This is a genomic window from Streptomyces sp. VNUA24 (assembly GCF_029167005.1).
GTDB classification, from domain to species: domain Bacteria; phylum Actinomycetota; class Actinomycetes; order Streptomycetales; family Streptomycetaceae; genus Streptomyces; species Streptomyces scabiei.
Genome location: NZ_CP119143.1, coordinates 3,785,638 through 3,808,826, shown reverse-complemented (window position 1 = coordinate 3,808,826; position 23,189 = coordinate 3,785,638). Strand labels below are relative to the sequence as shown.

Here is a 23,189-nt window from a genome sequence, read left to right as displayed (position 1 = left end):
CCCGAGAACGCACCCCACCGCCGCATCGTGACCCGGCGTGCCAGGATGGCGGCGTGGCTCAGAGCATCGTGCACGCGCCGTTCGTCGGGCGGGACTCCGAGATGGCCCGGCTGCGGGACGTGCTGGACCGGGCCGGCCGCGGGGAACCCCGCGCCGTACTGGTCGCGGGTGACGCCGGTGTCGGCAAGAGCCGCACCCTGGCGGAGGCCGCGGCGTACGCGGCGGAACAAGGCACCCTCGTGCTCACCGGGCACTGCGTGGACCTCGGCGACGTCGGTCTGCCCTATCTTCCGTTCACCGAGATCCTCGGCGCCCTGGCCGCGGACGAGCGGTTCGCCCCGTTGCTGCGGGCGCACCCGGCGACGGGCCGACTCCTCGGCGGCGGCGCGGAGGGCGGCGACCGGTTGCAGCTCTTCGAGGGCGTCGCCGCGCTGCTGAGCGACCTCTCCGGCACGACCCCCGTCCTGCTGGTGCTGGAGGACCTGCACTGGGCCGACCAGTCCTCACGCGACCTGCTGCGTTTCCTGCTCAGCCGGGCGGTCCTCCAACGCCCCGCCCCCGGTGCCCCGGCCCACCGCCTCGCCGTCTTCGGCTCGTACCGCGCGGACGATCTGCACCGGCGTCACCCGCTGCGCCCGCTGCTCGCCGAACTGGTGCGGCTGCCCGCCGTGGAGCGGCTGGAGCTGCGGCCGATGCCGGACCCGGAGGTCGCGCGGCTGGTGCGGTCGCTGCGCGCCGAGCCGCTGTCCGACGCCACGGTCGGCCGGATCGTCGAACGGGCCGAGGGCAACGCCTTCTACGCGGAGGAACTGCTGGCCGCGACGGAGGAGGAGCCGGGGGCGGTGCTGCCGAGCCAGCTGGCCGACCTGCTGCTGATCCGGATCGAGCAACTGCCCGGCGCCGCCCAGCAGGTGCTGCGCACGGCGGCGGTGGCGGGCCGCAGGGTCGGGCACGACCTGTTGCGGGACGCCGTGCAACTTCCCGAGGACGAGCTGGAGTCCGCGTTGCGGGAGGCGGTGGGCCGCCAACTGCTGCTGCCGCACGGGGGATCGACGTACGAGTTCCGGCACGCCCTCACCCGGGAGGCGGTCTACGCGGATCTGCTGCCGGGTGAACGGGTGCGGCTGCACGGGGTGTTCGCGGAACTCCTGGCCCGCCGGGGGCGCCCGGCGGAGAGCGCCGAGCGGGCCCACCACTCGCGGGAGAGCCACGATCTCGCCGACGCGCTGACGGCGTCCGTCGAGGCGGCCGACCACGCACGCGGGATCGGGGCACCCGCCGAGGAGCTGCGGCACCTGGAGGGCGCCCTCGACCTGTGGCGCTCCGTGGACCCCGTGGCCCGGCCCCGGGACCTCGACACGGTCACGCTCACCCTGCGCGCCTCGTCCGCCGCCGCGCGGGCCGGGGAGAACCACCGGGCGGTCTCGCTCACCCGTGCGGCGCTCGCCGGAGCCGGCCCGGACGCGGACTCCGAACTGGCCGCCCGGGTGCGGTACACCCTCGCCGGTGACCTGATGCGGGTCGACAGCCTGAAGGCCGCGTTCCGGTACAGCAGCGAGGCGCTGGAGATGATCCCCGCCGAGCCCCCGTCCCGGACCTGGGTGTGGGCGGCGGCCACGCATGTGATGGCGGCGCGGTACGTGGGGGAGGACGAGGAGGCCGCGCGGGTCGCGGGCGGGGCGCTGGCCGTCGCCGAGCGGCTGGGACTCGACGACGCCCGGGCCGACCTGATCGTCTCCGTGGTCGGCCTGGACCCCCGGGGCAACCGGCGGACACCGGCGGGCCGGGCCCGGCTGCGGGACGCCCGTGAGCTGGCCCGGCGCGCGGGCAACCTGCCCGTGGAGATGCGCGCGCTGTTCAACCTCGCGTCGGGCTGCTTCGAGTCGGGAGACCTGGAGGGGTGCCTCGGCTGGCTCTCCGACGGCCTGGACCGCGCGGGCCGTACCGGCCTGCTCTCCTCCCCGTACCCGGTGGAGATGCGCTACCTCCACTCGCTGTGCCTGTACACCCTGGGCCGCTGGGACGAGTGCGCCCGCTCGGCCGCCGACGCCGACCGGCTGCCCGCCACGGCCGCCCACGCCGCCGGACCCGCCCTGTACGTCGCCCTCGCCCGTGGTGACGACAGCGCCGTGGAGCGGGCCGGGGCGCTGCTGGAGGGTCCGTACGACTGGACGGCCGGGCTCGTCGCGGGCATCACGCTCACCGAGGCGGCCGTCCTGCGGCGCGATCCCGAGGGGGCCGTCGCCCGGTTCCGTACGACGGTCGCCGCCCTCTCCGACGAGTCGGGCAACCTGCCCAACGCGACGGTCCGGCTCGCCGCGCTGGCCCTCGGGGCGATCGCGGACGGGGTGGCCGAGCGGCGATCGGCCGGGGACGAGGAGGCGGCGCGGGACTGGGCCGTCCCGGGGGAGGAGCTGGTGGAGGCCGCGCGGGCCACCGCGGCCGAGGGGGAGGACGGCGCGGAGCAGGGGCCGGAGGGGATGGCCTGGCTGGCCCGGGCCGAGGCGGAGTGGGCCCGGGTGCGCGGCGGGCCCGACGTGGCGGCCTGGCGGACGGCGGTGGACGCCTTCGCGTTCGGCGACCCGTACGAGAGGGCCCGGTGCCGGCTGCGGCTGGCGGAGGCGCTGCTGGGGGCCGGGGAACGGGAGGAGGCCGCGGCCGAGGCCCGGGCGGCGGCGGAGACCGCCGACCGGCTGGGCGCCGTGACGCTGCGCGCGGCCCTGGACGCGCTCGTGCGGCGGGGGCGGCTGGCCCAGGCGTCGGGGGAGGGGGACGTCCCCGCGCTCACCGCGCGGGAGAGCGACGTCCTGCGGCTGCTGGCGCTCGGCCGCACCAACCGGCAGATCGGCGAGGAGCTGTTCATCACCGGGAAGACGGCCAGCGTCCATGTGTCCAACATCCTGGCCAAGCTGGGCGCGGCGAGCCGCACGGAGGCGGTCGCCCTCGCCTACCGGCAGGGGCTGATCACGACCGGTTCGCCGTCCTGAGGGGCCCGCGGCGCGTCACAGCCGTGCCCCCTTCAGCGCCATGTGCAGCAGCAGCCGGTCCTCGCCGTCGGTCAGACTGAGGCCCGTGAGCTTCTCGACGCGGGAGAGCCGGTAGTAGAGGGTCTGGCGGTGGATGCCCAGCTCGGCGGCGGTGCGGCCCGCCTGGCCCGCGTGGTCGAGGAACACCTCGGCGGTGTGGGCGAGTTCGCGGTGGGCCGGGGTGAGGAGCGGGCGCACGGCGGGGTCCCCGGGGGCGCCGGGCGGGAGCGCGGTCAGCAGCCGGTACGGGCCGATGGAGCGCCACTCGGCGACCGGCCCGAGACGCGGCTCCGCGAGCGCGGCCCGGGCCGCCGCCGTGGCCTCCCGCCAGTCGGTGCCCAGCTCGGCGAGGCCCGCACGGGCGCCCGAGACGCCCGCCGCCGCGTGCGCGCCCGCGCGCTCCAGGAGCCGGGCGGCGGCCGTGAGCGCCGGGGCCGGCACGTCCGCCGAGCGCAGCCGCACCAGCAGGGCCAGGCCCCGGCCGGCCGCGCCCCACGGCACCGTGCACAGCGCGGCCGCCCCCGGCACCGTACGGAAGGAGGGGGCGTCGTCCTCGCCGGCGGACGGCCAGGGGGCCACGCACACCATCGCGTGGACCCCGTCGCCGCGCGGGCCGAGCGCGCTGCGCAGCTCCGCCACCGCCATGTCGCGCTCCCAGTCGCGCCCGGCGGTCAGGACCGCGCGCAGCTCCCGGGTGAGGTCGGCGCCCGCCTGGGCCTCGTCGGCGAGGAGGGCGCCGATCCGGGCGGCGACCGCCATCGCGGCGGAGAGCTGGGCGTCGGTCGGGCCCGGGTCGCCGTCCAGGAGCCAGACGTAGCCGAGGACGACACTCCGATGGCGTACGGGCAGACAGACGCGGCCCCGGAGGACCCCCGCGGCCGGGGTCGGCGGGATGCGGACCGGGGCCGTCGCCCGGGTGATGCCGAAGCCCTCGAACCACTCCCGCACCGCCGTCGTCGAGCGGCGGGTCAGGATCGAGCGGGTGCGGACCGGGTCCAGGGCCGAGGGATCGAGGTCGCCCTCGCTGTCGTACGCGCCGAAGGCGATCAGTTCGAAGTCGCGGTTCTCCAGCGTCGCCGGGGCGCCGAGCAGCTCGGAGATCTCGTCGACGAGGTCCTGGTAGTCACCCACCGGGTGGGGCGATGCGGTTTCCGGCGTCACAGGGGCATTCTCCCGTATGCGCCCGGAGCCTTCATACATCTGTCTGAGATCTGCGGCACGGATGCGTGACAGCTGTCGATGGCCGGGGATCGGCGGGATCCTTAGGTTTCACGGTGGTTCTGTCTGCTGGTCTGTGGAGGTGCCCCGTGCTGGGTCCCGTGATTCTCGCCGCGTCGCGCAGCGACCGGATTCGACGCCTGGTCTCCGCGGCGCCCGTGACCAGGCAGGTCGTCGACCGGTTCATCCCCGGTGAGCGGGTCGAGGACATCGTTCCGGTCGTCCTGGATCTCACCGGCAAGGGCCTCGACGTGACGCTGGACGTCGTCGGCGAGGACATCACCCGTCCGGAGCAGGCGTTCGCCGCCCGCGACGCCTATCTGGAGCTGATCGACCGGCTGAAGGAGCTGGGGCTCGGCGGGCGCGCCGAGATGTCCGTCAAGCTCTCCCTCTTCGGCCAGGCCCTGCCCGGCGGCCACGAACTGGCCCTCGCGGGCATCCGGCCGGTCGTCGAGGCCGCCGCCGCGATCGGCACCACGGTCACCCTCGACGCCGAGGACCACACCACCCTCGACTCGATGTTCGCCATCCACGACGAACTGCGCCGGGACTTCCCGCGGACCGGCTGCGTCATCCAGGCGTACCTCTTCCGCACCGAGGCCGACGCCCGCCGTCTCGCCGCGAGCGGCAGCCGGGTGCGGCTGGTGAAGGGCGCCTACAAGGAGCCCGCCGAGGTCGCCTTCCAGCAGAAGGCCGAGATCGACAAGGCGTACGTACGCGTCCTGAAGATCCTCATGGAGGGGAAGGGGTACCCGATGATCGGGTCCCACGACCCCCGCCTGATCTCCATCGCCCAGGAACTCGCCCACCGCGCCGGACGCAAGCTCGACGAGTACGAGTTCCAGATGCTGTACGGCATCCGCGGCGACGAACATCTCCGGCTCGCCGCCGAAGGACACCGGATGCGCGTCTACACCGCCTACGGCACCGACTGGTACGGGTACTTCATGCGGCGGCTGGCGGAGAAGCCGGCGAACCTGCGCTTCTTCGTCCGCTCGATGGTCAGCAAGGGCTGAGCCCGCACGACGGCTCGCCACACACCGCTCAGTTAAGGAGTTACGGAACCCATGGACGCTGTGACCCAGGTCCCCGCCCCCGTCAACGAGCCGGTGCACGGCTATGCCCCCGGCTCACCCGAACGGGCCCGGCTGGAGGTCAAGCTGAAGGAGCTGGCCGAGAACCCGGTCGACCTGCCGATGACCATCGGCGGGGAGAAGCGGATGGGCGGCGGCGACCGCTTCGACGTCGTCCAGCCGCACCACCACAAGGCCCGCCTCGGTACCTACGGCAACGCCACCCGGCAGGACGCCCAGGACGCGATCGACGCCGCCCTCGCCGCTGCGCCCGCCTGGCGCGCGATGTCCTTCGACGACCGCGCCGCGATCATCCTGCGCGCCGCCGAGCTGCTCGCCGGCCCCTGGCGCGAGACGCTGGCCGCCTCCACCATGCTCGGCCAGTCGAAGACCGCCCAGCAGGCCGAGATCGACTGCCCCTGCGAACTGGTCGACTTCTGGCGCTTCAACGTCGCTTACGCCCGTGACCTGCTCGCCGAGCAGCCCCCGGCCAACTCCCCGGGCGTCTGGAACCGGCTCGACCACCGTCCGCTCGAAGGCTTCGTCTACGCGATCACCCCCTTCAACTTCACCGCCATCGCCGGCAACCTGCCGACCGCCCCCGCCCTCATGGGCAACGTGGTGGTCTGGAAGCCGAGCCCCACGCAGACCCACGCCGCCGTGCTGCTCATGCGGCTGCTGGAGGAGGCGGGCCTGCCCAAGGGCGTCATCAACCTCGTCACCGGTGACGGCATCGCCGTCTCCGAGGTCGCCCTCGAACACCCCGACCTCGCCGGTATCCACTTCACCGGCTCGACCAAGACCTTCCAGTACCTGTGGAAGACGGTCGGCGCGAACATCGAGAAGTACCGCTCCTACCCGCGGCTGGTCGGCGAGACCGGCGGCAAGGACTTCGTGGTCGCCCACCCGTCCGCCGACCGCGCGGTCCTGAAGACCGCCCTCACCCGGGGCGCCTTCGAGTACCAGGGCCAGAAGTGCAGCGCGACCTCGCGGGCGTACATCCCGGCGTCGATCTGGAACTCCGGCTTCAAGGAGGAGTTCGCCGCCGAGGTCGACTCCCTGACCATGGGCGACGTCACCGACCTGACCCACTTCATCGGTGCCGTCATCGACGAACGCTCCTTCGCCAAGAACAAGGCCGCCATCGACCGCGCCCAGGCCGACCCGGCCTGCACGATCGTGGCCGGCGGCACCTACGACGACTCGGTCGGCTACTTCGTGCGCCCGACCGTCGTCGAGTGCACCGACCCCGCCAACGAGGTGTTCACCACCGAGTACTTCGGCCCGTTCCTCGCCGTGCACGTGTACGAGGACGACCACTACGAGGAGATGCTGACCCAGATGGAGTCGGTGTCCGCCTACGCCCTGACGGGTTCGGTGATCTCGGGCGACCGCGCGGCCGCCGCGTACACGATGGAGAAGCTGCGCTACGCGGCCGGCAACTTCTACATCAACGACAAGTCCACCGGTGCCGTCGTCGGCCAGCAGCCCTTCGGCGGCGGTCGTGCCTCCGGCACCAACGACAAGGCCGGCGCCCCGCAGAACCTGATGCGCTGGACCCTGACCCGCGCCATCAAGGAGACCCTGGTCCCGCCGACCGACTACACCTACCCGCACATGGGCTGACCGGCCCGCCCCACCGGCCTTGACCCCCTGAGCGCGTTCCGGCTCGGGGGGTTCGGTGTGTTCGGCGGGTGCACCCCGGTGGGGCTTCTCGCGCTTCCGCGCGCCAGGGGCGCGGGGAACTGCGCGACCAGCCCCCACCGGACCCGCACCCGACACGTGACCGACCCCGCCGTCTCAGATAGTAGGAAGTCCGACTACTTGTAGAGACAGAAGCGCGTCCCTCGCCTAGCTTTGTAGGAGCCGAACGTCTCGCTCGATCCAGCGAATGGCGGTCGTGAGCCGGAGCCCTAGGCAGGCAACCCCTGCGGCCCCGCTCCCCGCCCCTTCCGGCGTCTCGTACACCGCCCGTTTCCGAACTCCGGATTGCCTCGAAGGAGTCGATTCCCCATGGCCGAGACGACCGTCCGCCGCCGAGTCCGCCACGTTTCCCGGACCACCGAGTCCGACCGCAAGAACGCCGCCGCCGCCCTCCAGCGCGCCCTCGACCGCCGGGACAACGGCGGTTCGACCGGGCACTGAGCCCCCTCCCGGCCGGGAGCCGCACCCGTGTCGGGGTGCGGTGCGGCCGTGAGCGGGACGGCTCACGCGCCGCGCCGCACCTCGAAGTGGTCGATCCGCTCGCCGTCCTGGGCCAGCGCCGACACCTTCAGGGCCGGCCGCGAACCGCTCTCCGCCTCCACCGAGAGCAGGGAGAAGCCCCGGTAGCGCACCCGCGACCACTCCACCGTCTCCGCCTTCGACCGGCGGGACTTCGTCCACGCGAACGTCTCGACGGCGTCGTGGCGGGTGACGTGTCCCTCGTAGCTCTCCTTCACGCCGGACGGGAAGCCGTACAGGTCCCGCCCGCCCCCGCCCGCCGTGACGTACACGATGCCGTCGCGGGTCGGGTCGGTCGACGCCCCGATCGGCACCTCCCTGCCGACCTCGCCTCCCTTGACGGCGTCGGTCCGCTCGTAGACGTGGTTGTGGCCGTTGATCACCAGGTCCACCTGGTGCTTCGCGAACAGCGGCAGCCAGCTGTCGCGGACGCCGCCGTCGGAGGCGTGCGAGGACGTGGAGTAGGCGCAGTGGTGGAAGAAGACGACGATGAAGTCGACGCCCTTCGCCGCCCGCAGTTCCCCGAGCTTCCGGTCCAGCCACGCGGTCTGCCGGCCGCCGGAGTAGCCGAGGTTGGCCGGGATCTCGTACGACACGTCGTTCGCGTCCAGCGCCACGAAGCCGACGTTGCCGTAGGTGAACGCGTACACCCCCGGCGCCGAACGGGGATCGAAGCCGGTGTCCGGGAGGGACCAGCGGGCGAGCTGGCCGCCGTAGCCGTCCGGTGAGTACCAGGCCTCCATGTCGTGGTTGCCGGTCGTCACCATCCACGGCACGGACCGGGCCACCTGCTCGTTCTGCTTGAGGAACAGGTCCCAGAACCCGGGGTCGTAGCCGTCCGACTCCACCCCCTTGCCGTTGCCGTCCGCGTAGCAGATGTCTCCGGCGTGCAGGTGGAAGGCGGGCTTCTGGCGGACGATCAGGTGGTCGTTGGCGGCCGCCGCCTTGCCCACGCCCTGGTCGCCGAACGCGGTGAACACGAACCTCTCCGGCGCGGCGGGCGCCGTGCGGAAGGTGCCGATCGTCGAGCGGTGGGCCGGGGCCGCCGGGTCGAAGCCCTCGTGACCGACGCCGTAGTAGTACGTCGTGCCGGGGCGCAGGCCGTCCAGGGCCGCGTGCAGGTAGTACTGCTCCAGCTCCAGGCGGACGCCCTCCACCCCCGGTGTGTGCAGGTCGCGGACCTCGGCGTCGATCTTCCGGCTCAGCTCCTCGGGCCGCGGGCCCACCCGGACGTACGGCTTGCGCACCGCGAGCGGCACCTGCCAGGAGATCCGCATCTGCGTCCGGGGGTCGCCGCCGAAGGCCAGATGGCGGCCGAAGGGGACCACGGCCGAGCCCGGCGCCCGGGAGGTGGCGGGCGACGCGGCGGAGGTCGTCGAGGGCGTCGACTCCGGCGAACCGGAGCCGCCGCAGCCGGTCAGCAGTCCGCCCGCCGCCAGCGAGCCGGCCGTCACCAGCGTGCGGCGCCGGGTCAGCTTCGTCCGCAGGTACTCGTGCTGCTCGGCCATGCTCATCCGGCGCGCGAGCTGCGGCGGGATACCGAAGTCGGGTATATCCATGAGGACGAAGTTCCCAGCGAATCCCAACGCCCGCCCCGCGTACGGGTGAACGCGTGGTGACGTGTGAGCAGCGCCACCGTACCCCTCGTCCGTATCGCGGACACCCCATGTCATCCCCTGGGACAAGGAGTACGGTGCCGTCATGTCTCGCAGCCTCAATCTCGCAGTGATCCCCGGTGACGGCATCGGCAGGGAAGTCGTGGCCCAGGGGCTCAAGGTCCTCTCCGCCGTCCTTCCGCAGGATGTGAAGCTGGAGACCAAGGAGTACGACTTCGGCGCCCAGCGCTACCACGCCACCGGTGAGACCCTCACCGACGCCGACCTCGACGCGCTGAAGCAGCACGACGCGATCCTGCTGGGCGCGATCGGCGACCCGAGCGTTCCCTCCGGGGTCCTGGAGCGCGGCTTCCTGCTCAAGCTCCGCTTCGCCTTCGACCACCATGTGAACCTGCGTCCCTCGAAGCTGCTCCCGGGTGTCGCCACCCCGCTGGCCGGCCAGCCCGAGATCGACTTCGTCGTGGTCCGCGAGGGCACCGAGGGCCCGTACACCGGCAACGGCGGCACGATCCGCAAGGGCACCGAGCACGAGGTCGCCACCGAGGTCTCCGTGAACACGGCCTTCGGTGTCGAGCGCGTGGTCCGTGACGCCTTCGCCCGCGCCCAGGCCCGCCCGCGCAAGAAGCTCACCCTCGTCCACAAGAACAACGTGCTGACCTTCGCCGGTCACCTGTGGACGAACATCTTCACCAAGGTGGCCGAGGAGTTCCCCGAGGTCACCACCGACTACATCCACGTGGACGCGGCGACGATCTACCTCGTCACCGACCCCGCCCGCTTCGACGTGATCGTCACCGACAACCTCTTCGGCGACATCATCACCGACCTCGCCGCGGCCGTCTCCGGCGGCATCGGCGTCGCGGCCTCCGGCAACATCAACCCCTCGGGCGAGTTCCCGTCCATGTTCGAGCCCGTGCACGGCTCGGCCCCGGACATCGCCGGCAAGGGCAAGGCCGACCCCTCCGCCACCGTCCTGTCCGTCGCCCTGCTCCTGCGCCACCTCGGCCACGAGGCCGAGGCCACGCGGATCGAGGAGGCCGTCTCCGCCGACCTCGCGGAGCGCGTCGGCAAGCCCGCCCGTTCGACGGACGAGATCGGCGACGCCCTCGCCGTACGAGTAGCCGGCTGACCCTCCCCCACTGCCCGAATGGCGTGGGGGGACCCCCACCGCCACTCGAAGTTCTTTCGAAGCCGCCGGGTCGCACCAGCACCCGGCGGCTTCCGCATGGCTTCCCCAAGGTCCCGCCGGGTGTCACCATCAACCCTGGGTCGCATTCACGCCGTTTTCTTCCGCCGACTCCGCTTGCGATAATCGAACGCGGAGCCGCCGAATGAGGCAATGCTCGGACGTCCAAGCAGTCGCCGTCGGAGTTGCGGACGTGAGCGCGGCCCGTCACACACAACCGGTGAAGGACAACCACTCATGACGACGCCCACGATCGAGCTCAAGCCCTCGGCCTCGCCACTCTCCGACGCGGAGCGCGAGGCGATCCTGGCCGACCCCGGCTTCGGCCGCCACTTCACCGACCACATGGTCGTCATCAAGTGGACGGAGGGCCGCGGCTGGCACGACGGCCAGCTCGTTCCGTACGCGCCGCTCTCCCTCGACCCGGCCACCATGGTCCTGCACTACGCGCAGGAGATCTTCGAGGGGCTGAAGGCGTACCGGCAGCCGGACGGATCCGTCGCCACCTTCCGGCCCGAGAAGAACGCCCAGCGCTTCCGCTCCTCCGCCCGGCGGCTCGGCATGCCGGAACTGCCGGTCGAGACGTTCATCGAGGCCTGTGACGCGCTGGTGCGCCAGGACCAGGCGTGGGTCCCGGCCCACGGCGGCGAGGAGTCCCTCTACCTGCGCCCCTTCATGATCGCCACCGAGGTCGGCCTGGGCGTCAAGCCCGCGAACGAGTACCTCTTCCTGGTGATCGCCTCCCCGGCCGGCGCCTACTTCCCCGGCGGCGTGAAGCCCGTCTCCATCTGGGTCTCCGAGGACCACGTCCGCGCCGTCCCCGGCGGCATGGGCGACGCCAAGACCGGCGGCAACTACGCCGCCTCCCTGCTCGCCCAGGCCGAGGCCGCAGCCGAGGGCTGCGCGCAGGTCTGCTACCTCGACGCGGTCGAGCGGAAGTGGGTCGAGGAGCTGGGCGGCATGAACCTGTACTTCGTGTACGGCGACCGCATCGTCACGCCCACGCTCACCGGGTCGATCCTGGAGGGGGTCACCCGTGACTCGCTCCTCACCGTCGCCGCCGACCTCGGCCACGCCGCCGAGGAGGGCCGGATCTCCATCGACCAGTGGCAGGCCGACTCCGAGAGCGGTGCCCTCACCGAGGTCTTCGCCTGCGGTACGGCCGCCGTCATCACCCCCGTCGGCACGGTCAAGCGCACCGGCGCGACCTGGCAGCAGTCCGCCGGCGAGCCCGGCCCCGTCACCCTCAAGCTCCGTGAGGCGCTGCTGAACATCCAGCGCGGCACGGTGGAGGACAAGCACGGCTGGATGCACGAGCTGGGCTGAGCACCCCGGGCCGACCGGGCCGGTCCGCCCGGTCGGCCGCCGCTCCTCGTGCCCGTGCGGCGGCGCGGTCGCTCACGCCTCCTCCGCACGCACCCGTTCCACCAGGCCCAGGGTCAGCTCCTGCGCCACCTCCTCCAGGTTCCACCGGCCCGCCCGGGACGCCTGGTTGCTGATCCAGAAGACGAGGACACCGTCGGCCGGGGAGCGGCCGAGGAGGCCCAGGGACCAGTCGTTGCCGCCGTCGTGCCAGGCGAAGGGGCCGTCCGGGGTGTCCCGTACGCTCCAGCCGTAGCCGTACGAACTCGTCGAGCCGGGCTCCCGGACACGCGGCTCGAACAGCTTGTCCCGGGCCCGCGCCGGCAGGACCTCCTCGCCCAGCAGCGCGCGGTGCCAGCGGAGCACGTCCTCCGCGGTCGAGAGCATCCCGCCGTTGCCCCGCAGGTTCCAGTACGGCCCGTCCGCGGCCCAGGGATGGTCGAAGGGCCTGCCCCGGCTCCGCCCCCGGGCGTCGTACTCCACCGCGACGAGCCGCCGCGGCCACCGGGGCAGCACATACCCGGTCCGCCTCATCCCGGCCGGTGCGAACAGATGCCGGGCCAGGAACGCCTCGTAGCCCTCTCCCGACGCCTTCTCCACGATCGCGGCGAGCAGGCTGTAGCCGGTGTTGGAGTAGTGGAATTCCGCGCCCGGCGCGGAGCGGAGCTTCGAGGCCAGCGCCCCGCGCACCAGCTCCTCGCGCGAGACGGGGTCGTAGTCGTCGCCGAGCCCCTCGACGAGGCCGGAGGTGTGGGTGAGCAACTGCTCGACCGTGATCCCGCGCTTGTCCCGCGGCACCGGTCCCAGGTGCCGGCCGATCCGGTCGGTCACCCGCAGCCGGCCCTTCACCTCCAGCTTCAGGATCGCCGCCGCCGTGAACTGCTTGGTCATCGACATGACGTCGTAGACCGTGCGGCAGCTCGCCGCGATGCCGGCCGCGCGGTCCGCCGTGCCGAAGCCCGCGCAGTACGCCAGGTCGTCGCCGCGCGCGGCGAGCACGGTGCCGCCGCCGTCCCGCGGCAGTGTGCGCCGGACGAAACCGGCGATCGACCGGTCGACGCCGGGCGGCCCGGCATCGGCCGCCGGCCCGCCGACGGGCAGGGGAGCGGGCAGGGGAGCGAGCACGCCCAGTGCCAGTGCCGCCGCGAACAGCGCGGCACTCCTGGCCCTCGTACGGGGCCCGGGCGAACGGCGGGGCGAACAGTGGGATGAACGGTGGAGCGATCGGTGGGGCGAACGGTGGGGCGGACCCATATGACCTCCCGGTGGTCTCGGCACGGGGCGACGCGCACCGAGGTTGACCGCCGATCTCCCGCCTCCTCAAGCTGTGGAGGTGTTCGAGCTTGTACGAGTCCGTGTATGTCCAGCTCAACGAGGGGGAATCCGATGACCACCGCACCTCCCACACCGCCCGACACCGACCCCGCCGCCTTCGTCGCGGGCCTCAGGCGCCTCAAGGCATGGTCCGGTCTGAGCTACCGCCGGCTGGAGCGCCGGGCCGCCGAGGCGGGCCATGTCCTGCCCCACTCCACGGCGGCGACCATGCTCGGCCGCGAACGTCTGCCCCGGGAGGAGCCGGTCGCCGCGTTCGTCGCGGCCTGCGGGCTGCGGGGCGCCGAGGCCGAGGCGTGGACGGACGCGCGACGCCGGATCGCGTGCGGCCCGGAGGAGGTCCGAAGGGAGGGCCCCGGAGAGATCCGAAGGGAGGTCCCCGGAGAGATCCGAAGGGAGGTCCCGGCCGTGAGCGACGCACACACCGTGCATCCGCATCCGCATCCGCATCCGCAGCCGCGCCCGTTCCGGCCCCGGCGCCGGGCCCTCCTCGCCGTCGCCGCGGTCTCGCTCACCGCGCTCCTGGGCGGGGCCCTGACCTCGGGCGCGCTCACCGAGGACGAGGAGGTCCGGCAGCCGCCGACGGTGTACGGCGTCTCGCACGGCCAATAGAGCACTGCTCGAACAAGGCAGGATCCGCCTGGGCTGATCAACCAGGCAAACCCTCCCCACCCTTCCCCTTCCTGCGTTCCCTGTTTAGAGTGACGCTCTAAATCACGGACCGCAAGGAGGTGTCGCCGCATGCGACTGACCCCCACCGAACGCGACCGCCTGCTCCTCTTCGGCGCCGCCGAGCTGGCCCGGGCCCGTCGTGCGCGCGGCCTGCGGCTGAACGTGCCCGAGACGACCGCCCTCGTCGCCGACGCCGTGTGCGAGGCGGCGCGGGACGGGCTGCGGCTCGCCGAGGCGATCGACCGGGCGCGGAGCCTGCTCGGCCCCGACGACGTACTGCCGGGCGTCGCGGACGTGGTCAGGGAGGTGCATGTCGAGGCGGTGTTCGAGGACGGGTCGCGGCTCGCCGTGGTCCCCGACCCGGTCGGCGGCGCACCGGGGGACCGGGCCCCCGGCGGGCTCCTGCCGGGCGCGGCGCACGCGGACCCCGGTGCCGTCGTGCGGCTGACGGTCACCAACACCGCCGGTGTGCCCGTCTCGGTCACCTCCCACTTCCACTTCTTCGAGGCCAACCCGCGGCTCGACTTCGCTCGCGCGGCGGCGTACGGGATGCGGCTCGCGGTCCCCGCCGGGTCCTCGGTGCGGTTCGGGCCGGGGGAGCGGGTCGAGGTCGGGCTCGTGCCGATCGGGGGCGACCGGGTCGCGATCGGGTTCGCCGGTCTCGTCGACGGGGAGCTGGACGCGCCCGGCGCCAGGGAGGAGGCCCTGCACCGGGCCGCCGCCTGCGGATACCTGGGGGCGGACCGATGAGCGTCGATCCGTACGCGTACGCCGCCACCCACGGCCCCCGCGCCGGCGACCGGATCCGGCTCGGCGACTCGGGGCTCGTGATCCGGGTCGAGTCGGACTCCCAGCGGTACGGCGACGAGTTCCTGGCCGGCTTCGGGAAGACCGCGCGGGACGGGCTGCACCTCAAGGCGGCCGCCGTCCGGGAGACCTGCGACGTCGTCATCAGCAACGTCGTGGTGATCGACGCGGTGCAGGGCATCCGCAAGGTCTCGATCGGCATCCGGGAGGGCCGGATCAGCGCGATCGGGCGGGCCGGGAACCCCGACACCCTCGACGGGGTCGAGGTGGTCGTCGGCACGGGCACGTCCATCGTGTCCGGCGAGGGGCTGATCGCCACCGCCGGTGCCGTCGACACCCACGTCCACCTCCTCTCGCCGCGGATCATGGAGGCGTCGCTCGCCTCCGGCGTGACGACGATCATCGGGCAGGAGTTCGGGCCGGTCTGGGGTGTCGGGGTCAACTCGCCCTGGGCGCTGCGCCACGCCTTCAACGCCTTCGACGCCTGGCCGGTCAACATCGGCTTCCTCGGCCGGGGTTCCTCCTCCGGCGACGCCCCGCTGGTGGAGGCCCTCGCCGAGGGCGGGGCCAGCGGCTTCAAGGTGCACGAGGACATGGGCGCCCACACCCGGGCGCTGGACACGGCGCTGCGCGTCGCCGAGGAGCACGACGTCCAGGTCGCCCTGCACAGCGACGGGCTGAACGAGTGCCTCTCGGTCGAGGACACCCTGCGGGTGCTGGAGGGGCGTACGGTCCACGCCTTCCACATCGAGGGCTGCGGCGGCGGGCACGTGCCGAACGTGCTGAAGATGGCCGGGGTCCCGAACGTCATCGGCTCCTCCACCAACCCCACCCTGCCCTTCGGCCGGGACGCGGTCGCCGAGCACTACGGGATGATCGTCGCCGCCCACGGCCTGAAGACCGAACTGCCCGGCGACGCTGCCCTGGCCCGCGACCGTATCCGCGCGGGGACGATGGGGGCCGAGGACGTCCTGCACGACCTGGGCGCCATCGGCATCACCTCCTCGGACGCGCAGGGGATGGGCCGCGCGGGGGAGACCGTCCGCCGGACCTTCGCGATGGCCGGGAAGATGAAGGCCGAGCGGGGCGCCCCGGACGAGGGCCACGACAACGAGCGCGTCCTGCGCTACATCGCCAAGCTGACCGTCAACCCCGCCATCGCCCACGGTCTCGCGCACGAGATCGGCTCGATCGAGGTCGGCAAGCTGGCGGACCTCGTGCTGTGGCGGCCGGAGTACTTCGGGGCCAAGCCCCAGCTCGTGCTCAAGTCCGGCTTCCCGGCGTACGGCGTCGTCGGTGACCCGAACGCGGCCACCGACACCTGCGAACCCCTCGTGCTGGGGCCGCAGTTCGGGGCGCACGGAGCCACCCCGGCCGACCTGTCCGTCGCCTTCGTCGCCCGGGCCGCCCTCGACCAGGGGGGCGACTCGATGCCCACCCGGCGGCGCAGGGTCGCCGTGCGCGGCACGCGCGGGATCGGACCGGCCGACCTGCGGCTCAACTCCCGCACCGGATCGGTCGACGTGGACCAGCGCACCGGCCTGGTCACCCTCGACGGCGAGCCGCTGCACTCCGAGCCCGCCGAGTCGGTCTCCCTCAACCGCCTGTACTTCCTCTGAGGAGCCGCCCCATGACCACGCCCACCGCCACGGCCACACCCGCCGCCGACGGTTTCCGTATGCCGCCCGAGTGGGCTCCGCACGAGCGCACCTGGATGGCGTGGCCCGGACCGAACCCGACCTTCGAGGACCCGGCGGACCTCGCCGAGGCCCGTCGCGCCTGGGCGACGGTCGCCCGTGCCGTCCGCCGCTTCGAACCCGTGACCGTGGTGTGCGGGCCGGGGCAGTCGCGGCAGGCGCGCGCACTGCTCGGCGAGGACGTCGACACCGTCGAGCGCCCGCTGGACGACGCCTGGATGCGGGACATCGGCCCGACCTTCCTCACGAACGGCAGTGAACTCGCCGCCGTCGACTGGACGTTCAACGGCTGGGGAGCCCAGCCCTGGGCCCGCTGGGAGCACGACGCCGAGATCGCCGGGCAGGTCGCGGACCTCGCGGGCGCGCGGACGTACCCCTCGAAGCTCGTCAACGAGGGCGGGGCGATCCATGTCGACGGCGAGGGCACCGTGCTGCTCACCGAGACCGTGCAGCTCGGCCCGGAGCGCAACCCCGGCTGGACCCGCGAGGAGGCCGAGGCGGAGATCCACGCCCATCTCGGCACCAGCAGGGCGATCTGGCTGCCGCGCGGCCTCACCGGCGACTATCCCCCGGACGGCTTCGGCACGCTCGGCCATGTCGACATCGTGGCGGCCTTCGCGCGCCCCGGCGTGGTCGTCGCCCACTCCCAGCCGGACCCCGCCCACCCCGACCACGAGATCACCCGGGAGATCATCGGGCTGCTGCGGGCCGCGACCGACGCGCGCGGGCGGCGCCTGGAGGTGGTGGAGGTCCCGGCCCCGACCGTGCTGGAGGCCGACGGCCGCTGGGCGGACTACTCCTACATCAACCACTACCTCTGCAACGGCGGAGTCGTCCTGTGCGGTTTCGACGATCCGCGCGACGCGACCGCCGCCGGCATCTTCCGCCGGCTGTTCCCGGACCGGACGGTCACGCTCGTCGACGCCCGCACGCTCTTCGCGGGCGGCGGAGGCATCCACTGCGTCACCCAGCAGCAGCCGAGGACGGCCATCGGGTAGAAACGTCACGATGACCACGCCACCACCGCCCCCGCCCCGGCATCCGTCGCCGGACGCGATCCCGGAGACCGCTCCGGCCGCGTCCGAACACCCGTCACCGGACGTGCCGCAGGCTCCGCCGGACCGCCGGGGCGGCGCCCGTCGACGCGGCAGCGCCCCGCCCCGCGAGGACGTGCTCGAAGCGGCCATGGGAATGATCGCCGAGCGGGGGCTGGAGAAGCTCACCATGGCGGCGCTCGGCCGGGAGGTCGGGATGAGCAGCGGCCATCTCCTCTACTACTTCCGCTCCAAGGACGAGCTGCTGCTGCGCACCCTGGAGTGGAGCGAGGGCCGGCTCGGCGCGGAGCGCGCCCGACTGCTCACCCGTCCGGGCACCGCCCGCGAGCGGCTGGCGGCGTACGTCGACCTGTACGTGCCCGACGGCCACCGCGATCCGCACTGGACCCTCTGGCTGGAGGTCTGGAACCGCTCGCAGAACGCCGACGACGACGCCCGCGACCGCCAGGCCGCCATCGAGGGCGCCTGGCACCGCGACCTGGTGGCCCTGCTCGCGGAAGGCGTGTCGAAGGGGGAGTTCCGCGCGGTCGACCCGGACCGGTTCGCCGCCCGGCTGCGGGCCCTGCTCGACGGCTTCTCCATCCATGTGGCCATCGGACTGCGCGGGACGGACCGCGCCCGGATCCTGGCGCACGTGCGGGAGTTCCTCGACGAGTCCCTGGGCTGAGCCGGGCCCGCGCCCCGGGCGCACCCCGGGTCCGGCGCCACGGCCCGGTCCCGGCGGATGATCAGCACGCTGTTCGCATCCTGAGACGGACGGTGAGCACGGGACCGGTGTGTGCCACACTGCCCCCGTGCTCTCGTTCGCCATGATTATTGGCAGCAGGCGCGCCGGTCCGCAGTGACCGCCACGTACGACCAGGTACGGGCGGACACCGTCGTCTCGACCCGCGCGCAGACCTCTCGCACCCGCGAGAGGTTTTTCGCTTTTCTGGCCCATCTTCAGCCGGGAGCGCAGCGCGAGGGATCATTGGGGACGGTGGAGCCGGTCATTCCGGTACAGACCGAGATCCAGCGGGATCCAACAGCAGGAGCCTTGACACCATGACGGAAACCAGCGAGCTCGACGACTCGTTCCACGTCTTCGACACCACCCTGCGCGACGGCGCCCAGCGTGAGGGCATCAACCTCACGGTCGCGGACAAGCTGGCCATCGCACGGCACCTGGACGACTTCGGCGTCGGCTTCATCGAGGGCGGCTGGCCCGGTGCGAACCCGCGCGACACCGAGTTCTTCGCCCGCGCCCTGAAGGAGATCGACTTCAGGCACGCCCAGCTCGTCGCGTTCGGCGCCACCCGCCGCGCGAACGGCAAGGCGAGCGAGGACCCGCAGGTCAAGGCCCTGCTCGACTCCGGCGCCCCCGTGATCACCCTCGTCGCCAAGTCCCACGACCGTCATGTGGAACTCGCCCTGCGCACCACCCTCGACGAGAACCTGGAGATGGTCCGCGACACCGTCTCCCACCTGCGCGCGCAGGGCCGCCGGGTCTTCGTCGACTGCGAGCACTTCTTCGACGGCTACCGCGCCAACCCCGAGTACGCCAAGGCCGTCGTCCGCACCGCCTCCGAAGCCGGCGCCGACGTCGTGATCCTCTGCGACACCAACGGCGGCATGCTCCCCGCGCAGGTCCAGGCCGTCGTCGCCACTGTCCTCGCGGACACCGGCGCCCGCCTCGGCATCCACGCCCAGGACGACACCGGCTGCGCGGTCGCCAACACCCTGGCCGCCGTCGACGCGGGCGCGACGCACGTCCAGTGCACCGCCAACGGCTACGGCGAGCGGGTCGGCAACTCCAACCTCTTCCCGGTCGTCGCCGCGCTGGAGCTGAAGTACGGCAAGAAGGTCCTCCCCGAGGGCGCGCTGCGCGAGATGACCCGGATCTCCCACGCGATCGCCGAGGTCGTCAACCTCACCCCCTCCACCCACCAGCCGTACGTCGGTGTCTCCGCCTTCGCGCACAAGGCCGGCCTGCACGCCTCCGCGATCAAGGTCGACCCGGACCTGTACCAGCACATCGACCCCGAGCAGGTCGGCAACACCATGCGGATGCTCGTCTCCGACATGGCGGGCCGCGCCTCCATCGAGCTCAAGGGCAAGGAACTGGGCGTCGACCTCGGCGACGACCGCGAGCTGGTGGGCCGGGTCGTCGAGCGGGTCAAGGAACGCGAGCTCAAGGGCTACACGTACGAGGCCGCCGACGCGAGCTTCGAGATCCTGCTGCGCGACGAGGTCGCGGGCAAGCCGCAGCGGTACTTCCGCACCGAGTCCTGGCGGGCCATCGTCGAGGACCGCCCCGACGGCAGCCACGCCAACGAGGCCACCGTCAAGCTGTGGTCCAAGAGCGAGCGCATCGTCGCCACGGCCGAGGGCAACGGCCCCGTCAACGCCCTCGACCGCGCCCTGCGGGTCGCCCTGGAGAAGATCTACCCCCAGCTCGCCAAGCTGGAGCTGGTCGACTACAAGGTGCGCATCCTGGAGGGCAAGCACGGCACCAACTCCACGACCCGCGTCCTCATCTCCACGACGGACGGCACGGGCGAGTGGTCCACGGTCGGGGTCGCCGACAACGTGATCGCCGCGTCGTGGCAGGCGCTGGAGGACGCCTACACGTACGGGCTGCTGCGGGCGGGTGTGGAACCGGCGGAGTGACCGACCGGCGGCACCCCGGACGGACGCGGCGAAGGTCCGTCCGGGGTACCACCCGGGGTGCCGCCCGGGAAGGTCGCCGGGGTCGTCGCCGGGGCCGTCGCTAGGGAGCGCCAGGGTCGTCGCCGGGAAGGCGCCCGGGGCCCGGAGCCGTCAGCAGGCCCGCTCGGTGCGCTCCTCGAACTCCTTCGCGCTCATGACCCGGTCGTCGGCCCACACGCGTCCCGGCTTCAGCCTCGCGAGGTCGGAGCCGGTGAAGGTCACGGCACCGTTCACCTGGTCGTCGGTGTGGGCGTAGAACGTGAACGCGTAGGTGTGGCCCGGGAGCAGCCGCTGCTCGCCCCGGGTCTCGGCGTCCCACGCGGCCGGCGGTGAGAAGAGCGGGAAATCCGCGTCCCCCGACCACTCGCCGTCCGTTTCCCAGACCGTCGTGTCCGTCTCGTCCTCGCCGGGCTCGTCCTCCCAGGAGCCGGCCCAGCCCGTGAGCGCCGGCGCCGTGTAGCCGGCGTCCCCGCACGGCCGGACCAGGACCCGGGGCGATCCGGCGTCGTCCACCGTCACGCCGGCCAGCGGCAGGACCTCGGGTCCGCAGCCGCTCAACAGCACAGCCCCGGCCGCCGCGCCCACGACCGCGAGAACTCTCCGCAGCATTCCGCCCGCCCCCGTGCTCCGTCGTCCCGAGCGCGTACGCCGCACCCGTCTCGAACGGTTGTACAGCTGTCCGGGCACCCGCCCAAGTCGACGGACGGCTCCCATCGGGTCACGGACCGGGATCGTCCGTTTGTGCGCCGATCGAGGTAGCTTCGAAAGTATGAAAGGCGCACCGGTTCGACGTCTGTTCCGCCTCCTCATGATGCCGTTCGCCGCCATGGCGCTCGCCGCCCTCGCGGTGCTGACCGTCGCCGCGCCGGGCGCGCACGCGGCCACCGATCTCTCCACCGTGGCCGAGGCCCTGCGCGAGAGCCCCGTCTACGTCGACCCGGCCGCCTCCGGCCTGCTCTCCGAGGCGGACGCCGACGCCCTCGCCGACACGATCCAGGACGCCGACGAGCCGGTCCTCGTGGCGGTGCTCCCGGCCGGCTACCCGACCCAGGACCTCTTCCGCAACCTCCGCACCGAGACCGGCGTGACAGGTCTGTACGCCGTCCGCCTCGGCGACCGCTTCGACGCCCGCGCCGACAGCAGTGTGCTGAGCCGGCAGACCGTGGCGAACCTGGTCTCCGCGGTCCAGGGCGTCGACGAACCGAAGGCCCAGCTCGACGACTTCGTGGACGACGCCCTGCGCAGCAACCCCGGCGGCACGGCCCCGTCGAGCTGGAGCGGCGGCGACCAGGGCGTGGACACGGGCGCGCTGGTGGTGGGGGGCGTGGTCGTCGCGGCGGGCGGCGTGGGCGCGTACGCGCTGGTGCGCCGGAACCGCCGTCGCAGGGAGGAGGAACGCCGTGAGGCGCTGGCCCGGCTCGCCGTCGTGGTGGACGAGGACATCACGGCCTTCGGCGAGGAACTGGACCGCCTGGACTTCCATCCGGCCGAACGGGGCGCGGACGACGCGATGCGCGCCGACTACGAACGGGCCCTGGACGCGTACGAGCAGGCCAAGTCCCTGATGGCGGCGGCAGCCCGGCCCGAGGACGTCCGCGCCGTCACCAAGGCCCTGGAGGACGGCCGCTTCTGTCTCGCCCAGCTCGCCGCCCGCCGGGAGGGCCGCCCCCTCCCCGAACGCCGGCCCCCCTGCTTCTTCGACCCCCGCCACGGCCCGTCCGTCGCGGACGTCCCGTGGACCCCCGGCCTCGGCGCCGAACGCGAGGTCCCGGTGTGCGCCGCCGATCAGGCTCGTCTCTCCGACGGCCGGAACCCCGTGATCCGCGAGGTGGACACGGACTCCGGCGGGCGCCGCCCCTACTGGGACGCGGGCCCGGCCTACGGTCCCTGGGCGGGCGGCTACTACGGCGGCGGTCTTCTCCCCGGCCTCCTCGTCGGCACGATGCTCGGCAGCATGATGGCCACCCCGTCCTACGCGGCCATGTACGGCTCCGGCTACGGCGACTTCGGCGCGGCCTCCGGCTACGGCGGCGGCGACGTCTCGGGCGCCGACTTCGACACGAACGACTTCGGCGGCGGCTTCGGCGGCGGCGACTTCGGCGGCGGCGGGGACTTCGGGGGAGGCGGGGACTTCGGCGGCGGCTTCTGAGAACCCGCCCCCGACGGACGCGGGTCCGGACCCGTCCCAGGGCCCGGTTCCGGACCCGGACACACGGGCACGGGCCCGGCGCTGGGGAGCAGCCGGACCCGTGGACGTCGTGGATGAGCTGGTGCGGGACTCCGCTCAGAGCGTGGCCGCACCCGCCGCGATCTGGGACGCGAAGGTGGACACCTCGGTGTAGACACCGGGGGCGTTGCGCTGGGCGCAGCCGTCGCCCCAGCTGACGATGCCGACCTGGATCCAGGCACCGGCGTTGTCCCGGCGGAACATCGGGCCGCCGGAGTCGCCCTGGCAGGTGTCGACGCCGCCCGCGGCGTAACCGGCGCAGATCTCCTCGCTCGGGACGAGACCGCTGTACAGGCCGCCGAAGGCGCGGCAGGTGGAGTCACTGATGAACGGCACCGTGGCCTTCAGCATGTACCGCTGCTGGGCACCGCCCTCAACGGCCGCGCCCCAGCCGGCGACGGTGAAGTCACCGGTGTTGTACTGCGTGGTGGTCGCGATCTTCAGCGTCGGCAGGTTGATCGGCTGGGCGAGCTTGATGAGGGCCCAGTCCTTGCCCGTGCCGTTGTAGCCGGGGGCCCGGTACACCTTGGTCGAGCGGACCTGGACCCGGCCGCTGGTGCTCTGCAGGTCCACGACGCCCGCCGTGGCCGTGATGCTGGTGTTGTTGCCGGTCGCGCCCACGCAGTGCGCGGCGGTGAGCACGATCTGCTGGGTGTAGAGCGCGCCGCCACAGCCCATGGACAGGCGGACCATGAAGGGGAACTCGCCCTGCGCGGCACGCGTTCCGCCGACGACCGGCGCCGGGGCGGCGGTCGCCGCGGACACGGGCTGCAGGCTGGCGATGGCGAGCGCGGCGGCACCGACGACCGCACATCTCTTCAGGACGGTGATGAGTCGCTTCAACGTGATGCCTTCCGTGGGGGGTGACAGGCGATGACTCGTACGACTGCAAGCGCAGATATGGCGTGAGCATGCCAATAGAGCGACAGGAACGCGCCCTGACTGGCATGCCCAGGTCAATTTCTGTTGCAGGATTATGAGAACGCCGAAAGCCCTCGCACAAGAGT

General features: G+C 72.9%; 18 protein-coding genes. 13 read left to right on the top strand and 5 right to left on the bottom strand.

Annotated features, from left to right (window positions below):
• Positions 1–53: 53 nt before the first annotated feature.
• The gene (locus tag PYR72_RS15865; RefSeq protein WP_275455949.1) at positions 54–2,987 is read left to right on the top strand and encodes a helix-turn-helix transcriptional regulator; all 2,934 of its coding nucleotides are present in this window, start codon (positions 54–56) and stop codon (positions 2,985–2,987) included.
• Between the two features lie 15 nt (positions 2,988–3,002).
• Here the strand turns inward: PYR72_RS15865 and PYR72_RS15860 are convergent, their stop codons facing one another.
• Entirely contained in the window at positions 3,003–4,226 is a 1,224-nt protein-coding gene (locus PYR72_RS15860; RefSeq protein ID WP_275455948.1) for a helix-turn-helix domain-containing protein, read from the bottom strand.
• Between the two features lie 107 nt (positions 4,227–4,333).
• Here PYR72_RS15860 and PYR72_RS15855 point away from each other — a divergent pair, with 107 nt between their 5' ends.
• From PYR72_RS15855 to PYR72_RS15845, 3 genes are all read left to right on the top strand, one after another.
• On the top strand, positions 4,334–5,260 hold the full coding sequence (locus PYR72_RS15855) for a proline dehydrogenase family protein (RefSeq protein WP_275455947.1): 927 nt from the start codon (positions 4,334–4,336) through the stop codon (positions 5,258–5,260).
• 51 nt (positions 5,261–5,311) lie between these two features.
• Positions 5,312–6,943, top strand: coding sequence for an L-glutamate gamma-semialdehyde dehydrogenase (pruA, locus tag PYR72_RS15850; protein WP_275455946.1), 1,632 nt, complete (start codon positions 5,312–5,314; stop codon positions 6,941–6,943).
• A gap of 387 nt (positions 6,944–7,330) precedes the next feature.
• Positions 7,331–7,462, top strand: a complete 132-nt coding sequence (locus PYR72_RS15845) for a hypothetical protein (protein WP_005479955.1) — start codon at positions 7,331–7,333, stop codon at positions 7,460–7,462.
• Between the two features lie 62 nt (positions 7,463–7,524).
• Here PYR72_RS15845 and PYR72_RS15840 read toward each other — a convergent pair whose 3' ends face one another.
• Positions 7,525–9,099, bottom strand: coding sequence for a metallophosphoesterase family protein (locus tag PYR72_RS15840; protein WP_275455945.1), 1,575 nt, complete (start codon positions 9,097–9,099; stop codon positions 7,525–7,527).
• A gap of 142 nt (positions 9,100–9,241) precedes the next feature.
• Between PYR72_RS15840 and PYR72_RS15835 the strand changes: the two genes are divergently transcribed.
• On the top strand, positions 9,242–10,285 hold the full coding sequence (locus tag PYR72_RS15835) for a 3-isopropylmalate dehydrogenase (RefSeq protein WP_275455944.1): 1,044 nt from the start codon (positions 9,242–9,244) through the stop codon (positions 10,283–10,285).
• Between the two features lie 294 nt (positions 10,286–10,579).
• Positions 10,580–11,668, top strand: a complete 1,089-nt coding sequence (locus tag PYR72_RS15830; RefSeq protein ID WP_275455943.1) for a branched-chain amino acid aminotransferase — start codon at positions 10,580–10,582, stop codon at positions 11,666–11,668.
• Between the two features lie 72 nt (positions 11,669–11,740).
• Here the strand turns inward: PYR72_RS15830 and PYR72_RS15825 are convergent, their stop codons facing one another.
• Positions 11,741–12,829 carry a serine hydrolase domain-containing protein gene (locus tag PYR72_RS15825; RefSeq protein WP_275455942.1) on the bottom strand — a complete coding sequence of 363 codons (1,089 nt, stop codon included), beginning with the start codon at positions 12,827–12,829 and terminating at the stop codon, positions 11,741–11,743.
• Positions 12,830–13,090: 261 nt separating this feature from the next.
• Between PYR72_RS15825 and PYR72_RS15820 the strand changes: the two genes are divergently transcribed.
• From PYR72_RS15820 to cimA, 6 genes are all read left to right on the top strand, one after another.
• Entirely contained in the window at positions 13,091–13,648 is a 558-nt protein-coding gene (locus PYR72_RS15820) for a hypothetical protein (protein WP_275455941.1), read from the top strand.
• Between the two features lie 129 nt (positions 13,649–13,777).
• Positions 13,778–14,458, top strand: coding sequence for an urease subunit gamma (gene ureA / locus PYR72_RS15815; protein WP_275455940.1), 681 nt, complete (start codon positions 13,778–13,780; stop codon positions 14,456–14,458).
• On the top strand, positions 14,455–16,134 hold the full coding sequence (locus PYR72_RS15810) for an urease subunit alpha (RefSeq protein ID WP_275455939.1): 1,680 nt from the start codon (positions 14,455–14,457) through the stop codon (positions 16,132–16,134). The genes ureA and PYR72_RS15810 overlap by 4 nt, the downstream gene beginning before the upstream one ends.
• A gap of 11 nt (positions 16,135–16,145) precedes the next feature.
• Positions 16,146–17,210 (top strand): agmatine deiminase family protein, encoded by a 1,065-nt coding sequence (locus PYR72_RS15805; protein ID WP_275455938.1) that lies wholly within the window; start codon positions 16,146–16,148, stop codon positions 17,208–17,210.
• 187 nt (positions 17,211–17,397) lie between these two features.
• On the top strand, positions 17,398–17,934 hold the full coding sequence (locus PYR72_RS15800) for a TetR/AcrR family transcriptional regulator (protein WP_275460422.1): 537 nt from the start codon (positions 17,398–17,400) through the stop codon (positions 17,932–17,934).
• A gap of 377 nt (positions 17,935–18,311) precedes the next feature.
• Positions 18,312–19,916, top strand: coding sequence for a citramalate synthase (gene cimA / locus PYR72_RS15795; protein ID WP_275455937.1), 1,605 nt, complete (start codon positions 18,312–18,314; stop codon positions 19,914–19,916).
• A gap of 150 nt (positions 19,917–20,066) precedes the next feature.
• Here the strand turns inward: cimA and PYR72_RS15790 are convergent, their stop codons facing one another.
• Positions 20,067–20,564 (bottom strand): hypothetical protein, encoded by a 498-nt coding sequence (locus tag PYR72_RS15790; RefSeq protein WP_275455936.1) that lies wholly within the window; start codon positions 20,562–20,564, stop codon positions 20,067–20,069.
• A gap of 160 nt (positions 20,565–20,724) precedes the next feature.
• Between PYR72_RS15790 and PYR72_RS15785 the strand changes: the two genes are divergently transcribed.
• On the top strand, positions 20,725–22,104 hold the full coding sequence (locus PYR72_RS15785) for a hypothetical protein (RefSeq protein WP_275455935.1): 1,380 nt from the start codon (positions 20,725–20,727) through the stop codon (positions 22,102–22,104).
• Between the two features lie 135 nt (positions 22,105–22,239).
• Here PYR72_RS15785 and PYR72_RS15780 read toward each other — a convergent pair whose 3' ends face one another.
• Positions 22,240–23,025, bottom strand: coding sequence for a serine protease (locus PYR72_RS15780; protein ID WP_275455934.1), 786 nt, complete (start codon positions 23,023–23,025; stop codon positions 22,240–22,242).
• Positions 23,026–23,189 lie beyond the last annotated feature (164 nt).

Bases quoted from the DNA above. Each gene is read 5' to 3' on its own strand.
- PYR72_RS15785 (WP_275455935.1), top strand. From the start codon at position 20,725: ATGAAAGGCGCACCGGTTCGACGTCTGTTCCGCCTCCTCATGATGCCG.
- PYR72_RS15790 (WP_275455936.1), bottom strand. From the start codon at position 20,564: ATGCTGCGGAGAGTTCTCGCGGTCGTGGGCGCGGCGGCCGGGGCTGTG.
- PYR72_RS15805 (WP_275455938.1), top strand. From the start codon at position 16,146: ATGACCACGCCCACCGCCACGGCCACACCCGCCGCCGACGGTTTCCGT.
- PYR72_RS15835 (WP_275455944.1), top strand. From the start codon at position 9,242: ATGTCTCGCAGCCTCAATCTCGCAGTGATCCCCGGTGACGGCATCGGC.
- cimA (WP_275455937.1), top strand. From the start codon at position 18,312: ATGACGGAAACCAGCGAGCTCGACGACTCGTTCCACGTCTTCGACACC.
- pruA (WP_275455946.1), top strand. From the start codon at position 5,312: ATGGACGCTGTGACCCAGGTCCCCGCCCCCGTCAACGAGCCGGTGCAC.
- PYR72_RS15810 (WP_275455939.1), top strand. From the start codon at position 14,455: ATGAGCGTCGATCCGTACGCGTACGCCGCCACCCACGGCCCCCGCGCC.
- PYR72_RS15860 (WP_275455948.1), bottom strand. From the start codon at position 4,226: ATGTATGAAGGCTCCGGGCGCATACGGGAGAATGCCCCTGTGACGCCG.
- PYR72_RS15800 (WP_275460422.1), top strand. From the start codon at position 17,398: ATGGGAATGATCGCCGAGCGGGGGCTGGAGAAGCTCACCATGGCGGCG.
- PYR72_RS15845 (WP_005479955.1), top strand. From the start codon at position 7,331: ATGGCCGAGACGACCGTCCGCCGCCGAGTCCGCCACGTTTCCCGGACC.
- PYR72_RS15820 (WP_275455941.1), top strand. From the start codon at position 13,091: ATGACCACCGCACCTCCCACACCGCCCGACACCGACCCCGCCGCCTTC.
- PYR72_RS15840 (WP_275455945.1), bottom strand. From the start codon at position 9,099: ATGGATATACCCGACTTCGGTATCCCGCCGCAGCTCGCGCGCCGGATG.
- PYR72_RS15830 (WP_275455943.1), top strand. From the start codon at position 10,580: ATGACGACGCCCACGATCGAGCTCAAGCCCTCGGCCTCGCCACTCTCC.
- ureA (WP_275455940.1), top strand. From the start codon at position 13,778: ATGCGACTGACCCCCACCGAACGCGACCGCCTGCTCCTCTTCGGCGCC.